At 75.6% G+C, this 13,589-nt stretch carries 16 protein-coding genes and 1 tRNA gene; 7 read left to right on the forward strand and 10 right to left on the reverse strand.

Translation table 11 applies throughout. The features are described 5' to 3' along the window. Positions 1 to 49 precede the first annotated feature (49 nt). From ACI8AA_RS02295 to ACI8AA_RS02315, 5 genes are all read right to left on the reverse strand, one after another. Positions 50 to 934 carry an ABC transporter permease gene (locus tag ACI8AA_RS02295; RefSeq protein WP_457042900.1) on the reverse strand — a complete coding sequence of 295 codons (885 nt, stop codon included), beginning with the start codon at positions 932 to 934 and terminating at the stop codon, positions 50 to 52. Further along, on the reverse strand, positions 934 to 1,734 hold the full coding sequence (locus ACI8AA_RS02300) for an ABC transporter permease (RefSeq protein ID WP_457042901.1): 801 nt from the start codon (positions 1,732 to 1,734) through the stop codon (positions 934 to 936). Before ACI8AA_RS02300 ends, ACI8AA_RS02295 begins: the two co-directional genes overlap by 1 nt. Beyond that, positions 1,731 to 2,558: an ABC transporter ATP-binding protein gene (locus ACI8AA_RS02305; protein ID WP_457042902.1), complete on the reverse strand. Its 828-nt coding sequence runs from the start codon at positions 2,556 to 2,558 to the stop codon at positions 1,731 to 1,733. Before ACI8AA_RS02305 ends, ACI8AA_RS02300 begins: the two co-directional genes overlap by 4 nt. A gap of 7 nt (positions 2,559 to 2,565) precedes the next feature. Beyond that, complete coding sequence (locus ACI8AA_RS02310) at positions 2,566 to 3,642, reverse strand: ABC transporter substrate-binding protein (protein ID WP_457042903.1); 1,077 nt, start codon at positions 3,640 to 3,642, stop codon at positions 2,566 to 2,568. A 136-nt stretch (positions 3,643 to 3,778) separates the two neighbouring features. Then, complete coding sequence (locus tag ACI8AA_RS02315) at positions 3,779 to 4,009, reverse strand: hypothetical protein (RefSeq protein WP_457042904.1); 231 nt, start codon at positions 4,007 to 4,009, stop codon at positions 3,779 to 3,781. Between the two features lie 120 nt (positions 4,010 to 4,129). Between ACI8AA_RS02315 and ACI8AA_RS02320 the strand changes: the two genes are divergently transcribed. Together ACI8AA_RS02320 and ACI8AA_RS02325 are read left to right on the forward strand one after the other, a co-directional pair. Then, positions 4,130 to 4,705, forward strand: coding sequence for a dihydrofolate reductase family protein (locus ACI8AA_RS02320; protein ID WP_457042905.1), 576 nt, complete (start codon positions 4,130 to 4,132; stop codon positions 4,703 to 4,705). Between the two features lie 147 nt (positions 4,706 to 4,852). Continuing rightward, positions 4,853 to 5,374 (forward strand): hypothetical protein, encoded by a 522-nt coding sequence (locus tag ACI8AA_RS02325; protein WP_457042906.1) that lies wholly within the window; start codon positions 4,853 to 4,855, stop codon positions 5,372 to 5,374. Between the two features lie 71 nt (positions 5,375 to 5,445). Here ACI8AA_RS02325 and ACI8AA_RS02330 read toward each other — a convergent pair whose 3' ends face one another. Beyond that, the gene (locus ACI8AA_RS02330; protein WP_456902659.1) at positions 5,446 to 5,685 is read right to left on the reverse strand and encodes a hypothetical protein; all 240 of its coding nucleotides are present in this window, start codon (positions 5,683 to 5,685) and stop codon (positions 5,446 to 5,448) included. Positions 5,686 to 5,856: 171 nt separating this feature from the next. Between ACI8AA_RS02330 and ACI8AA_RS02335 the strand changes: the two genes are divergently transcribed. Then, positions 5,857 to 6,066 carry a DUF4177 domain-containing protein gene (locus tag ACI8AA_RS02335; RefSeq protein WP_457042907.1) on the forward strand — a complete coding sequence of 70 codons (210 nt, stop codon included), beginning with the start codon at positions 5,857 to 5,859 and terminating at the stop codon, positions 6,064 to 6,066. Positions 6,067 to 6,102: 36 nt separating this feature from the next. Here the strand turns inward: ACI8AA_RS02335 and ACI8AA_RS02340 are convergent. After that, a tRNA-Ile gene (locus tag ACI8AA_RS02340) sits at positions 6,103 to 6,176 on the reverse strand. 121 nt (positions 6,177 to 6,297) lie between these two features. Between ACI8AA_RS02340 and ACI8AA_RS02345 the strand changes: the two genes are divergently transcribed. Then, positions 6,298 to 6,756: a hypothetical protein gene (locus ACI8AA_RS02345; protein ID WP_457042908.1), complete on the forward strand. Its 459-nt coding sequence runs from the start codon at positions 6,298 to 6,300 to the stop codon at positions 6,754 to 6,756. A 29-nt stretch (positions 6,757 to 6,785) separates the two neighbouring features. Here ACI8AA_RS02345 and ACI8AA_RS02350 read toward each other — a convergent pair whose 3' ends face one another. Next, positions 6,786 to 7,361 (reverse strand): DUF1707 SHOCT-like domain-containing protein, encoded by a 576-nt coding sequence (locus ACI8AA_RS02350; protein WP_457042909.1) that lies wholly within the window; start codon positions 7,359 to 7,361, stop codon positions 6,786 to 6,788. A 445-nt stretch (positions 7,362 to 7,806) separates the two neighbouring features. Here ACI8AA_RS02350 and ACI8AA_RS02355 point away from each other — a divergent pair, with 445 nt between their 5' ends. After that, positions 7,807 to 9,024 carry a M23 family metallopeptidase gene (locus ACI8AA_RS02355; RefSeq protein WP_457042910.1) on the forward strand — a complete coding sequence of 406 codons (1,218 nt, stop codon included), beginning with the start codon at positions 7,807 to 7,809 and terminating at the stop codon, positions 9,022 to 9,024. Here ACI8AA_RS02355 and ACI8AA_RS02360 read toward each other — a convergent pair. Beyond that, on the reverse strand, positions 9,021 to 9,923 hold the full coding sequence (locus ACI8AA_RS02360; RefSeq protein WP_457042911.1) for a maleylpyruvate isomerase N-terminal domain-containing protein: 903 nt from the start codon (positions 9,921 to 9,923) through the stop codon (positions 9,021 to 9,023). The genes ACI8AA_RS02355 and ACI8AA_RS02360 overlap by 4 nt on opposite strands. 82 nt (positions 9,924 to 10,005) lie before the next feature. Between ACI8AA_RS02360 and ACI8AA_RS02365 the strand changes: the two genes are divergently transcribed. Together ACI8AA_RS02365 and ACI8AA_RS02370 are read left to right on the forward strand one after the other, a co-directional pair. Next, the gene (locus ACI8AA_RS02365; protein ID WP_457042912.1) at positions 10,006 to 11,127 is read left to right on the forward strand and encodes a diguanylate cyclase domain-containing protein; all 1,122 of its coding nucleotides are present in this window, start codon (positions 10,006 to 10,008) and stop codon (positions 11,125 to 11,127) included. Between the two features lie 355 nt (positions 11,128 to 11,482). Next, a complete protein-coding gene (locus ACI8AA_RS02370) occupies positions 11,483 to 11,983 on the forward strand; it encodes a DUF3145 domain-containing protein (protein ID WP_456930409.1) in 501 nt (166 codons plus the stop codon). A 185-nt stretch (positions 11,984 to 12,168) separates the two neighbouring features. Here the strand turns inward: ACI8AA_RS02370 and ACI8AA_RS02375 are convergent, their stop codons facing one another. Beyond that, positions 12,169 to 13,581, reverse strand: coding sequence for an acyl-CoA carboxylase subunit beta (locus ACI8AA_RS02375; protein ID WP_457042913.1), 1,413 nt, complete (start codon positions 13,579 to 13,581; stop codon positions 12,169 to 12,171). Positions 13,582 to 13,589 lie beyond the last annotated feature (8 nt).

Genomic DNA, 13,589 nt, shown 5'->3' on the forward strand with positions numbered 1-13,589 from the left:
GCCCCGGGGGGCGCTATACGTTGAGGTGGGAGGACGTACGGCTCCCGTCTCAGGTGCCCTCGCGCGGTGTCATCCCCATCCGGGCCAGCACGATCGTCTCCGCGATCTGCACGAGGTTGTAGAGCACCAGCGACACCGCGGTCACCACGACGACCGCCGACCAGACCAGCGAGAACTGCACCTGGGCGTACGCGGTCTGGATCGCCGAGCCGATGCCGTCGCCGGTGGCCAGCCACTCCACCAGCAGCGCCCCGGTGAGCGCGCCGGGCACGGAGACGCGCACGGCGGCGAAGAACGCCGGCAGCGACGCGGGCAGCGCCACCTTCCGCAGCGCGGTCAGCGGGCCGCCGCCGTGGACGTGCACGACGTCGAGCACCTGCGGGGACGCCGACCGCAGCCCGAACGCGATCGTCACCAGCGCCGGGAACAGCACGACGATCCCGGCGACCACCGCGACCGTGGCGACGTCGCGGCCGAACACCAGGATGATCAGCGGCGCCATGGCGACCAGCGGCACCGAGCGCAGCAGCATCGCGATCGGCATGAGCGCGTGCTCCACGCCCCGCGACAGCCGGAACGCCGTGGCGCCGAGCAGCGCCACCACCAGGCCGGCGACGAAGCCGACCAGGGCGTGCCCCAGGCTCGTGCCCAGCCGGTCGAGCAGCAACGCCCGGTGCTCGCCGGCGTCGTCGTCGGTGACCAGGTACGCCCACACGTCCAGCGGGCCCTTGGCGACGTAGGACGAGATGCCGAACAGCTCGATCACGCCGACCCACAGCACCCCCACGGCGACCAGCGTCCCCAGGAAGGTGAGCACCGAGCGCCCCAGCGCGCGCAGCACCGCCCGGGTGGCCTGCCGCCGGACCTCCCGGCGGCGGGCCGCGGCGGCGGACGGTGCGGTCGCCTGCCGCGGCGGGTCGAGCTCCTGCGCCATCAGGCCCGCCGTCCTCTCGACCACGGGGTCACGAACCGGGCGACGAGCCCGAGCAGGCCGAAGCCGACGATCGCCACCGCGCCGGAGGCCAGCGCGATGCCCCACACCCGCGCCGCGTTCAGCCCCTGCTGCGCGGCGGTCATCGCCGGCCCGATGCCCACGTCGACCTTGCCGAAGTACTCGCCGAGGACCGCCCCGAGGAAGCAGGCCGGCACCGCGATCTGCAGCGCGGTGAGGACGCCCGGCAGCGCGGCGACCAGCCGGACCTTGCGCAGCTGGGTGAGCGCCCCGCCGCCGTACACCGCGACCACGTCGAGCGCGGCCCGGTCGGCGGCCCGCAGGCCCAGCAGCGTGCCGACGACGGTGGTGAAGAAGCAGCTCAGCGCCGCGAGGAACACCGCCGTCCCGGACGCCTCGCCGACGTCCGGGGCGCCGGCGATGATCAGCACCAGCGGGCCGATGGCGACGATCGGCACGCAGTAGGTGATGGTGGCCAGCTGCGTGACGACGCCCTCGGTCCGCGGCACCACCAGGACGACGGCGGCCAGCAGCAGCGCCAGCCCGTTGCCCCACAGGAAGCCCTGCGCCCCCTCCTCCAGTGTCACCCCGAGGTTGCGGCCGTAGAACGACCAGCCGTCGGCGGCCCACTGGGCCACCACCTCGGGCGGGGTGGGGACCGCGTCGACCGAGCCCGCGCCGACGTCGGACAGCACCGTGACGGCGGCCAGCCACCACAGCGCGACGACCAGCGCCGACCCGAGCGCGCCGACCGCCCAGGACGGCAGCCGGACGCCGCTCACCCGCCGTCCCCGTCCGTGCCCGCGCCGGCGCCGAACAGCAGCTCCGACGCCCGGTCGACGTAGGCGTGGAACTCCGGCGTCCGCTGCATCTCCGGCGTCCGCGGGCGGGGGAGGTCGACGTCGATGATTTCCCGCACGCGGCCGGGCCGCGGGCTCATGACCGCCACCTGGTCGGAGAGGAACACCGCCTCCGTGATGCCGTGGGTGACCATCAGCGTGGTCGCCGGCTTCTCGGTCCAGATCCGCAGCAGCTCGAGGTTGAGCCGCTGGCGGGTCATGTCGTCCAGGGCGCCGAACGGCTCGTCGAGCAGCAGCACCGACGGCCTGAGGACCAGCGCCCGCGCGATCGACACGCGCTGGCGCATGCCGCCGGACAGCTGGGCGGGCCTCGCCTTCTCGAAGCCCTCGAGTCCGACGAGCGCGACGAGCTCGCGCACGTACGCGTCGTCGACCCGCACCCCGGCCACCTCGAACGGCAGCCGGATGTTGGCCAGCACGCTGCGCCAGGGCAGCAGCGCGGCGTCCTGGAAGGCGATGCCGAGCTCGTGCCCGCGGCGCAGCTCCTGCGGGCTCCGCCCGTCGACCCGGATCGAGCCGCCGGTCGGCTGCTCCAGGCCGGCCAGCACCCGCAGGATCGTGGACTTGCCGCAGCCCGACGGCCCGAGCAGGGACAGGAAGCTGCCGCGGTCGGTGTGCAGGTCCACCGCGGACAGGGCCTCGACCCGGCGCCGGCCCATCGCGAAGGTCTTCGACAGGCCGGTGATCTGCACGCCGGTGCCCAGGGCGGCGCCCCGGGCACCGGGCGTGGTGGTCGTCCCGGTCACCGGCGCATCAGGGCTGGTAGTCCTTCAGCTCCGGGTTCTCCTCGTAGACCTCCTCGAGGAGGGACAGGTCGAACAGCTCGTCGGCCTCGATCTCGACGCCGGCCCCGGCCAGCGACCCGACGGTCTCCTGCTGGAGCTCGTCGGTGATCGTGAACAGGCCGTTGGCCTCGGTGTCCTCGGTGGTGATGAGCTCGTCGTTGGCGGTGTGCGCCGACTGCACCTCGTTCTCGCGGACCAGGCCGAGGTCGGCGCCGTAGCTCTCCAGGCAGACGTCGACGGCGGCCTCGGGGTCGGCCAGGACGTCGGTCCAGCCCTGGATCTCGGCGACGAGGAACGCCTTGAGCCGCTCGCGGTCCTCGGCGATCGCCTGCTCCGTGGCGGTGAACGTCTCGGCGACGAAGGGCAGCCCGTTGTCGGCGAAGGGCAGGTTGGTGACGGCCAGGCCCTGGCTCGCCACGGTGATCGACTCGTTGGTCAGGTAGGCGACGAAGCCGTCGACCTCGCCGTTGACCAGGACCGAGGGGTCGTACTGCACCGGGACGACGGTGACCTGCCTAGGGTCGATGCCGTTGGCGGCCAGCAGCGCCTGGAAGAGGCTGGTGTTGGAGTCCTGGACGCCGATCCGCTTGCCGACCATGTCCTGCGGCGTCGCGATGTCCCCGCCGTCGGCCAGCGACAGGATCGTGAACGGGTTCTTCTGGTACGTCGTCCCGATGATCCGGACCGGGGCGTCCTCGTTGGCGACGGCGGTGCCGACCGAGACGGCATCGCTGAGCGCGACGTCGACCGAGCCCTGCACCAGCTCGGCGACGCCGGTGGAGGGGCCGGCGACGAGGTTGACCGAGGAGAAGCCGGCGTCGTCGTAGTAGCCGTTGGTGTCGGCCACGTACTCACCGAGGAACTCGGCGTTCTTGATCCAGGACAGCTGGACGGACAGCTCGCCGAGACCGTCCTCGCCGGAACCCCCCGGTCCGCCGGGGTCGTCGGACCCGCCGCATGCGCCCAGGGCGAGGGCCAGGCCCACGGCGGACGTCGCCGCGGCGGCCCGCCGGAGGGGGGAGCGGGTGGGGGACGGGAAGGTCATCGGGGTCCTCGCTCGGGTCGGCTGCGCGGTCAGCGGCGCCCGACCCTCGCCGACGTTCGTTTCCGCCCGACGCGCGTCGTGTTCCCGCCGGGTTACCGCCGGTCCCACGCCCGTGAGGTACCCCACGCCGCTCCCGTCAGCCGACCGACTCCGTCGTCATCCGGTCCAGCACCTCCAGCCACGCCCGCCGGACGTGCACGGGCTGGCCGTCGACCAGGGAGCCCAGGTGCGCCGGGGTGAGCCGGCCGGGGGCGACGACGGTGTCGAAGGCGAGGCGGAAGACGAGGTCGCTGATCTGGTCGCTCGCGAGGCCCGCGTCGGTCAACGGCTGCAGGACCCACCACGGGTCCGCCGGCATCGTGCTCACGGACCGTCTTCGTGCGCCGGCCGCGTCCCGGATGCACCCGCCGATGAGTTCCCCTCCCGCGGGCGGTCGGCCCTGGGGAAGGGACGCGGGCAGCCGTCCCGCCGACGGGAGGAGGGTCCGATGCCCGACCTGATGGTCGACTTCATCGTCTCGCTCGACGGCTACGGGGCCGCCGAGGGCTGGCCCGGCTACTGGGGCATGGAGGGCCCCGAGTACCTCGGCTGGCTGGAGCGGGACGGCGCCCTGGAGCAGACCGTCCTCATGGGGGCGACGACGTACCGGCTGATGTCCGGCTTCGCCGCCGAGATCCCCGACGACCCCGGTCTCGCGGGCCTGACGGCCATGCCGAAGGTGGTGTTCTCCTCCACGCTCCGGGCGCCGCTGTCGTGGGCGAACACCGAGCTGGTCGGCGGCGACGCCGTGGCCGCCGTGCGGGAGATGAAGGTGCGCGGCACGCGACCGCTGCGCACCGTCGGCAGCGTCGGCCTGTGCCGGTCACTGCTGGCCGCCGGTCTGGTGGACCGCTACCGGGTCGTCGTCTTCCCGGTCATCACCGGCGCCACCGGGACCGACCGCGTCTTCGACGGCTATCCCGATGTCGCTCTCGACCTGGTCGACAGCCGCCTGTTCGACGGCCGGCTCCAGCTGCTCGAGTACGTCCCCACGGTGCTCGCCGGCCCGCCCGGGGCGACCTGAGCAGGCCCGCGGACCCGTTCCCGGCGGGGACCTTGGTGTCTTCTCCGTGGCACGGTGCGGTCCTAGCGTCGGGGCGAGCTGACCCAGGTGTCCGGTCAGACGCGGCCGGTGTCCCTCCATCCCCCGCTCACCACGGAGGTGGACGCCATGCACACCCCGAAGAAGCGCACCGCCCTCGCCCTCGCCGGTTCCGCCGCCCTCGTCGCGGGGGTGGTCGTGTGGCCGGCGGGCGCGGCAGCCGCCCCGGAGGGGGAGGTCCTCGAGGGGACCTTCGAGGGCGACCGGGTGGAGGAGGCCTTCCTCGACCACGACGCCAACGGCGTGCCCTCGCTCGGTGACGAGCTCGTCTACACCAACACCAGCACGGGCGGCCTCGGGGACGCCACCGACTGGGGCCACTGCGTGTTCCACCAGGTGGACCTCGCCGCCGACAGCACGGTGCTGCACTGCACCGCGACCAACGTCGGGCCGCGTGGCTCGCTCACCGTGCAGGGCGTGAGCCGCACCGGCATCACGGCCCCGGTGCTGCGGGAGCCGAGCAGCTGGGCCGTGACCGGCGGCACCGGCGAGTTCGCCTCCGCGTCGGGGGAGATCCACATCGAGGAGTTCGAGGGCGCGGGGCTGGACTTCCGCTCCCGCGGGACGTTCCGGATCGTCCTCGACGGCTGAGGGGGATCCCGTGCCGGTCGCCGTCCCGGACGGCGACCGGCACGACGTCCCCGCCCCTGCGCCCGCCTCGCTCAGCCGCCGAGCCGGGACCGGAGCAGCTGCTTGCCCTGTTCAGCGCCCTTGCGGCTGTCCGCCTGCGCCTTGCGGAAGAGCTCGGCGAGCTCGCCGTCGCCGTCGCGGTCGGCGTCCTGGATGTAGGTCTCCAGCCGCAGCGCGTTGCTCAGGCACTGCTCGGTGAACCAGATGAGGTTGTAGTCCTTGTCCTGGGTGCCGGTGACCTGCCCGGCCTCCTGGCCGCTGGTGGTGGTCATGTCCTGCTCCCTCCACTCGGGTGAGGGGTCCGGTCTACTCGCCGGCCACCGTCGCGTCCACGGGGTGCGTCCTCGGTGTTCCCCGTCCGCGCGGGCGGCGGCGCGGTCGTGGACGCCCGGACGTCCGGCCCGACAGACTGACCTCGCGGGCGCCGACGAGGGGAGCAGGCGATGGCCGGACGCTACGAGTACAAGGTCGAGGAGCTTCGCGAGGGCATGATCGGCGGCAAGATGTCCGGCGACAAGCTCGAGAGGGTGCTCAACGAGCACGCCCGCGAGGGCTGGCAGCTCAAGGCGATCACGTCCGTCGACGTGAAGGGCCGCATCGGGCCGGGCAGCGTGGAGGGCCTGTTGGTGACCTTCGAGCGCCCCGTCGCCTGAGCACGCCGACGACGCGCCGAGCTGCGGGTCCGTACGTGGGGCGGGTGGGGCTCGAACCCACGACCCAGGGATTATGAGTCCCATGCTCTGACCGGCTGAGCTACCGCCCCGGAACGACGCTCCCCAGCCTGCCAGACGCCGGACCGCCCCTCAGCGAACCCGCAGCGGTCGTGCCGCCGGGTCCCAGCGACGGTCGCCACCGTGGGTGCTCCCCGGACCACGAGGAGCACCGTGAACGACCAGCAGACCCCGAACGGCACCCACTGGGAGCCCCCGGCCGTCCCGGCCTGGCACCCCGAACACACCCTGGTGGGTGCGGCCCCCGGCGCGCCGTCCACCACGACCGCGGCCGGGCCGCTCACGGCGTCGCCGCCGGCCGCCTCCGCGCCGCCGCGCCGCGCTCTGCCCGCGAGGGTCCGGCAGCGGGTCGCGGCCGGTGCGGCCGCCACGGCCCTGCTCGCCATCGGCGGCGCCGGCGGCTACGCCCTCGGCTCGGCGGCCGTGGGGGACGGCACCGCGACGACGTCGGTCCTCCAGCCCGGCACCGCCGACGGCGTCCAGGGCGGCGTCCCCGGCACCCTGCCCGGCGGCGGGCAGGGCCTCCCGGGCGGCACCGGTGGCCTCCCCGGCACCCCGCCCGGCCTCGACGACGGCACCACCGGCGACGGCACCACCGGCGACAGCGCCTGACCCCGCGCGCGGGGGCCCGGCCGGGGGAGTCAGTCCCGGCCGGGCTCGTCGCCGAAGCCGTCGAACCCGCCGGGCGCGTCGCCGAAGCCGTCGAACCCCCCGGGCCCGCCGCCGAACCCGTCCGGGCCGCCGCCGAGGCCCTCGGCCAGCCCGTGCAGCACCAGCGAGCCGAGCGCCACGAGCACCAGCAGGGTCACCAGGCCCACGAGCGCGATCCGCACCGCCGCGGGACGGCCGGCGCGCGCCCCGGCCACGGTGGTCCGCACCTGCTCCCAGGCCATGAGTCCCAGCGGCCGCCAGCCCGGCGCCGTCACCCGCGGTGGAGCTGCCACCGGCGGGAGGTCGGCGGTCAGGGGCGCGAGGTCGCGCAGGTGGACGGCGGCCCAGGCGGCCGCCATCCGGTCCCCGCCCTCGTCGGGCGTGAGCGCCCCGCGGGCGACGCCGTCCTGCAGCCGGTGCACCATGGCGAGCCGGTCGGCGTCGGTGGCGCGCACCGGCGGCGCCTGCGGCGCCGCCCCCGGCCGCGCGGTGCCGTTCGCGGCGGCCGCGTACCGCGCCCGGCCGTCGAACGGCGTCGTCGGTCCTGGGATCGGGGTCCCGTCCATGTCGTTCCTCCCCACGAGAGCCGGTCCGGCCGGCCAGCGTGCCCGCGGTTCCTGTGACGGACCTGTGAGCCCGGGCACCGCCGGACATGCCTCGGAGGCGGGAGTGACGTCTCGTGCCAGACGGGACGCGGACCGTGAGACCCGCAGGTCACCGGGGTGGGGAAACGGTTGAGAGCGCAAGCGGACACGCGAGGACCGTTACGTCCCCGTGACCTCACCCGTCCCATCCGTAGTACCTTCGCCCGCGGTCCTGCCGGGCCGCTGCGCCTCGGACCGACGGGGACCCCGGCCGGACTCCGCCTGACCGTCCCGGCACGCGCCGGGAGCGGGGACCGCACGGAGGTCCCCGGCTCGGTCGCGCCCGCGGACGCCATGCGCGGGCAGGTCACCCGTCCCGGACGGGCCTCGACCGGCAGGCGGCCGCGAGAATGGGAGACCCGCCCTCTTGGCGACCCTGCACCACCGGACCGCCCGCCCCGCCTCCCGACGGCTGCGCCGCGCCGTGCTCGCCGCCGGCGCCGCTGCGCTCCTCCTGGCGGCGCCCGTCCCGGCGATGGCGGACCCCGACGACGACGTCGCCGCGGCCGAGGCCGCCGAGGCCGCCCTCGTCGCCGAGGTGAGCCGGATCCAGGGCGCGGTCACCGCCGCCGAGGAGCAGCTCCAGCGGATGACCGTCGAGGCCGAGGCCGCCGCGGACGCCGCACTGGTCGCCCAGGCCGAGCTCGCCGCCGCCCAGGAGGCCGCCGCCGTGGCCGCCGCCGAGCTGCAGGCCGCGCGCGACGCCGTCGCCCAGGCCCAGGACGAGGTCGTCGAGCTCGGCCGCGAGGCCTACATGGGCAGCGGGGGAGACCTCGGCGGCACCGCCTCGGTGCTGCTGGACAGCCAGGGCCCCCGCGAGGTCCTCGAGCGCGCCGCCACCCTCGACCTGCTCGGCGCCCAGCGCGCCGAGACCCTCCAGCAGTACGAGCTGCTCGAGACCCAGGAGGAGGAGGCCGACGCCGCCGCACGCGCCGCCGTCCAGGAGCGCGACGCCGCCGCCGCGGCCGCCGCGGAGGCCCAGGCCGCCGCCGACGCCCGGCTGGCCCAGGCCCAGGGCGACTACGACGCCCTGGCCGGCGAGAAGGCCCGCCTGGACGAGCAGCTGCGCGCGGCCGAGGTCGAGCTGCTGCGGCTGCGCGGCATCGCCGAGGCCGAGGCCGCCTGGGAGGCCCAGCAGGCCGCCGAGCAGCAGGCCGCCGTGAACGTGCAGTCCACCGCCGGTGGCGGCATCGCCCCGACCACCGGCCGCGTGACCTCCTGCTACGGCCCCCGCTGGGGGACCATGCACCAGGGCGTGGACATCGCCGCCCCGATCGGCACCCCGGTGTTCGCCCCGGAGGGCGGCGTCGTCCTGCAGGCCGGTCCCGCCAGCGGCTTCGGCCAGGCCGTCTACGTCCAGCACGACGACGGCTCGATCACCCTCTACGGCCACGTCAACCGGTTCTTCGTCTCGGCCGGTCAGGTCGTGAGCGCCGGCCAGCAGATCGCCGAGGTCGGCAACAAGGGCCAGTCCACCGGGCCGCACCTGCACTTCGAGGTGCACGAGGGCGGGCTCTACGCCAGCCGGGTCGACCCGATGCCGTGGCTGCGGGCGCACGGCATCTCGCTGGGCGGCGCCTGCTAGCGGCGCCCCCGGAACCGGCCGAGCAGGTCGCCGGCGCCCCCGACGGTCCGCGCGGCCAGCGCCAGGATCGGCCCGCCGGGGATGCCCGGCGCCGACTCGACGATCGGGGCCAGCCGCATCAGCTCCGGCAGGTCCCGCACCCGCAGCCGGCGCCGCACCAGCGCCGCGGCCGGGTTGGTCCGCCCCGACGCCGCCTCCAGCAGCACGTCGCCCGCGGCCTCGACGACGGCGCCGCGCGGGCGCGTGCCGCCGACCCGCCGCACCGTCCAGCCCGGCGGGTCGGCGGCGAAGACCCACCCGCCGCCGGGGGTGACCAGGGCGGCGCCGCCGGTGATGCCCGAGGAGGCGGCCAGCGCGCCGGTGACGTCGGCCAGCGCGGCCAGCCCGGCGTCCAGGACCGGTGCCGGGACCGGGGGAGCGCCCAGCGGCACCAGGTCCAGCCCGTGCACGGCGAGCTCGTAGGCCTGGCCGAGGACCACCGACAGCATCGGCAGCCGCCCGACGGTGGAGACGGCGGGCGCGGCGTCCAGCCCGGCGGGCTCCTCGGTCAGGTAGCGCTCGGTCGCCTCCCGGTTGCGGCGCAGCGCGGCGAGGACCTCCTCCCGCGAGGCGTCGCGGTGGGCGGCCGTCACCCGGGCGTTCGTCGCGTCGACGTCGGCCGGCGTCCCGGCGCCGCCGGCCCGGGCGGAGGCCACCAGGTCGGCCAGGGCGGCGTGGTCGGGCCAGCAGCCCAGGTGCACGCACACCTCGTGCGCCCGCCAGCCCGGCAGCCGCGTCGGCCGCTCCAGGTCCACCGCGGCCGCCTGCTCGAGGAAGGCGTCCCAGGCGCCGAGCACCATCGGCCCCACCACGTCCCGGCCGGCGTCGGCCATCCCGTGCGTCGCGTCGTCCCGTCCCATGCCCCGGCCCTACCCACCCCGTCGGGGGAGCGGCACGTGCGTCCGGGTGGAGGACGGAACGGGAACGGCCGAGAACCCGACCGTGGACGGGGCAGGAGTGCGACGCGCCGGGGCGGGGACCCCGCGCCGGCCGCGGCGTGCCGCGCCCGCCTGGCTCGGCGCGGGGCTCTACCGGCCGCTGGCCGAGGACGCCGAGCGCGCCCGCTTCTGGGTCCGGCACGTGCACACCGGCGTGCTGCTCAGCGAGATCGCCGGCTGGGCCTGCCTCGTCTACACCTGGACCACGCCGACGCCCGGTCACCGGCACCCCGTGCTGCTGGCGCTGGCCGGCTCGGTCGTCGTCCTGACGCCGCTGCTGCTCCTGCTGCCGCTGCACCGGATCGTCCGCGACCTGCGCGGCCCGCTGCTGTTCTACGCCTGGACGGCGGCGGTGACGGCCATCGTCGCCACCGCCGCGCGCCTGGACGGCGGCACCGACAGCCCCCTGTCGGCCATCTTCTTCCTGGTCCTCGTCTACATGGCGGTGGCCTACCCGCCGGCCGGCGTGGTGCTCACCGGCGCGCTCATGACCGCCGCGTACGCGAGCCTGGTCGCCGGCCCGCCGGACGCCCACTCGCTGCTGGTGGCCACCGTGCTCGGCACGGTCACGCTGATCTGCACGCTGTCCTCGGCCAACCAGTGGGCCGCCCACGACCGGCAGGTGCTGCTGCTGCGCACCCAGGAGGCGCTGGCCACCACCGACCCGCTCACCGGCGTCCCCAACCGCCGGGTCTTCCTCGACCGCGTCGGCCGCGCCCTGCGCCTCGCCGGGCGGGGTGAGCGGGCGGTGGTCTGCATCGTCGACCTCGACGGCTTCAAGGCGGTCAACGACCTGCGCGGCCACGCCGCCGGCGACGAGGTCCTCCGCTCGGTCGCCGCCGCGCTGGGCCGGGCGGTCCGCGAGACCGACACCGTCGCCCGGCTCGGCGGCGACGAGTTCGCCGTCCTCGCCGGGTCCCTCCTGCCCGCCGACGACGTCCTGCTCGCCGACCGCCTGCGGGCCGCCGTCGCGGAGGTCGGGGCCGGCTGCGCGGTGACCGCCAGCGTGGGCTGCGCCCTCGTCCACCCCGACGACGACGTCGCGGGGGTGCTGCACCGCGCCGACGAGGCCATGTACCGGGCCAAGGCGGCCGGCGGGGACCGGGTCGCCGATCTCGCTGGGTGACCGACACTCCCGCGGGCTACTCACCGAGCGTGACCGACGGTCGACGGAGTTCCGTATGCGACACGGGGCCCCGCAGCGGCGCGTGACAGGAGCCACGGTGTACCGTCAGGGCGGTCCGGCCCCGGGTTGGACGCCGCGCCGGTGGTCGTGGTATGGCGCTGACCTGCACTTCCGTGACGCGCGGGGCGGGTGTGGTCACATCCGGAACAGTCGCTGCATCCGCACTGGCGCGACCGGCACCTCATCGTGCACACTGTCACCGGAAGCCCTGGTCCGCCGCCGTTGACCACAGCCTGTCACCGAATCGATCGTCCGTTGGGGAAGACGAGACCGATCGAGTCGATGGAGGTGCCTCGTGCAGCGACGGTCTACCCAGGGTGTCGTCTTCGTGCACTCCTGCCCGAAGGCGCTCTGCCAGCACGTCGAGTGGGCGCTCGAACGCGTCATCGGCGCGCCGGTCTCCCTGTCGTGGGCCGACCAGCCCGCGGCGCACGGTGCCTACCGTGCCGAGGTCGCCTGGACCGGTTCTCCCGGGACGGGCGCCAAGCTGGTCGCCGCGCTGCGCGCGTGGCCGATGCTGCGCTTCGAGGTGACCGAGGAGGCCAGCCACGGCAACGACGGCGAGCGGATGTCCTACGTGCCCGGGCACGGCGTCTTCCGTGCCCCCACCAGCGCCAACGGTGACATCGTGGTGACCGAGCAGCAGTTGCGCACGCTCGCGGCGACCGCCACCTCGGCGGAGGCGTTCCGCCACGGCGTCGACCAGCTCCTCGGCGCGGCCTGGGACGCCGACCTCGAGGTCTACCGCTACGCCGGCGACGGCAGCCAGACCACCTGGCTGCACCAGGTCGTCTGACGGTCCCGGGCGAAGTCGCAGGTCACGATCAGGGCACACGACGTGAGGCACCCCGCTCCCTCGTCGTAGGCTGCAGACCAGGTCGTCCGGACGCCGTCGGGGAAGCGGCGTCCGGGCGACCTTCATCCGCACGAAGGGGCCCGCCACCGCGGCAGCGGTGACGGGCCCCTCGTCCGTGCCGGTCTCTAGAGCGGGATGTTGCCGTGCGCCCCGCGGCCGGCCGGGGCCGAGGCGAGGGCCTCCACCAGGCGGCGGCGGGTGCGGGCGGGCTCCACCACCTCGTCGACGACGCCGATCTCCAGCGCCCGGTTCACCCCGCCGGCGATCCGCTCGTGCTCGGCGGCCAGCTGGGCGTGCAGCGCCTCCCGCTCCGCCGGCGGCACCGCGGCCAGCTTCTTGCGGTGCAGGATGCCGACCGCGGCCTTGGCGCCCATGACCGCCACCTCGGCGCCGGGCCAGGCGAAGACGGCGGTGGCGCCCAGCGAGCGGGAGTTCATCGCGATGTAGGCCCCGCCGTAGGACTTGCGGGTCACCAGCGTCACCCGCGGCACGACCGCCTCGGCGAAGGCGTGCAGCAGCTTCGCGCCGCGCCGCACCACGCCGTCCCACTCCTGGCCCACGCCGGGCAGGTAGCCGGGGACGTCGACCAGCACCACCAGCGGCACGCCGAAGGCGTCGCACATCCGCACGAAGCGGGCGGCCTTCTCCGCCGACGCCGAGTCCAGGCAGCCGCCCAGGCGCAGCGGGTTGTTGGCGATCACGCCGACCGTCCGCCCGTTGAGCCGGCCGAGAGTGGTGACGATGTTCGGCGCCCAGCGCGGGTGCAGCTCCAGGCCCGGCCCGTCGAGCACGGCGGCCACGAGCGGCTTGACGTCGTAGGCCCGCTGCGGCTGCTCGGGCAGCAGGGAGCGCAGGTCGACGTCGGGGGCGTCCGCCGCCGGCGCGAAGGAGCCCTGCGCGGCGAACAGGTCCACCGCCTGCCGGGCGGTCTCCAGCGCTGCCGCCTCGGACTCGGTGACCACGTGCACGACGCCGCTGCGCCGGCCGTGGGTGTCCGGGCCGCCGAGGCGCTCCATGTCGACGTCCTCGCCGGTCACCGAGCGGACGACGTCGGGACCGGTGACGAACACCCGCCCTGCCGGCCCCATGATCACCAGGTCGGTCAGCGCCGGCCCGTACGCGGCGCCGCCGGCGGCCGGGCCGAGCACCACCGAGACCTGCGGCACCCGGCCCGAGGCGCGCACCATCGCGGCGAACACCTCGCCGACGGCGTGCAGCGCGGTCACGCCCTCGGCCAGCCGGGCGCCGCCGGAGTGCCAGATGCCGACCACCGGCACGCGCTCGCGCAGGGCCGTGTCGATGGCGTCGACGATGTGCCGGCAGCCGTCGATCCCCATCGCGCCGCCCATCACCGTGGCGTCGGTGCAGAAGGCGACGGCGGGGCTGCCGGCCACCGTCCCGCGTGCGGCCATGACGCCCGAGGTGTCGCGGGGGGCGAGCAGGGCCACCGACCCGGCGTCGAAGAAGCGGGCGAGGCGGTCCTCGGGGTCGCGCGGGTCGGGGCTGGGCAGCGTCGGGACGGCGTGGACGGTGGTCACCGGACCTC

This window comes from Geodermatophilus sp. SYSU D01180, assembly GCF_054050415.1.

Excerpts from the sequence above, each read along its gene's own strand:
- ACI8AA_RS02325 (WP_457042906.1), top strand. The coding sequence starts at position 4,853 with ATGCACACCCCGAAGAAGCGCACCGCCCTCGCCCTCGCCGGTTCCGCC.
- ACI8AA_RS02350 (WP_457042909.1), bottom strand. The coding sequence starts at position 7,361 with ATGGACGGGACCCCGATCCCAGGACCGACGACGCCGTTCGACGGCCGG.
- ACI8AA_RS02295 (WP_457042900.1), bottom strand. The coding sequence starts at position 934 with ATGGCGCAGGAGCTCGACCCGCCGCGGCAGGCGACCGCACCGTCCGCC.
- ACI8AA_RS02335 (WP_457042907.1), top strand. The coding sequence starts at position 5,857 with ATGGCCGGACGCTACGAGTACAAGGTCGAGGAGCTTCGCGAGGGCATG.
- ACI8AA_RS02310 (WP_457042903.1), bottom strand. The coding sequence starts at position 3,642 with ATGACCTTCCCGTCCCCCACCCGCTCCCCCCTCCGGCGGGCCGCCGCG.
- ACI8AA_RS02330 (WP_456902659.1), bottom strand. The coding sequence starts at position 5,685 with ATGACCACCACCAGCGGCCAGGAGGCCGGGCAGGTCACCGGCACCCAG.
- ACI8AA_RS02360 (WP_457042911.1), bottom strand. The coding sequence starts at position 9,923 with ATGGGACGGGACGACGCGACGCACGGGATGGCCGACGCCGGCCGGGAC.
- ACI8AA_RS02320 (WP_457042905.1), top strand. The coding sequence starts at position 4,130 with ATGCCCGACCTGATGGTCGACTTCATCGTCTCGCTCGACGGCTACGGG.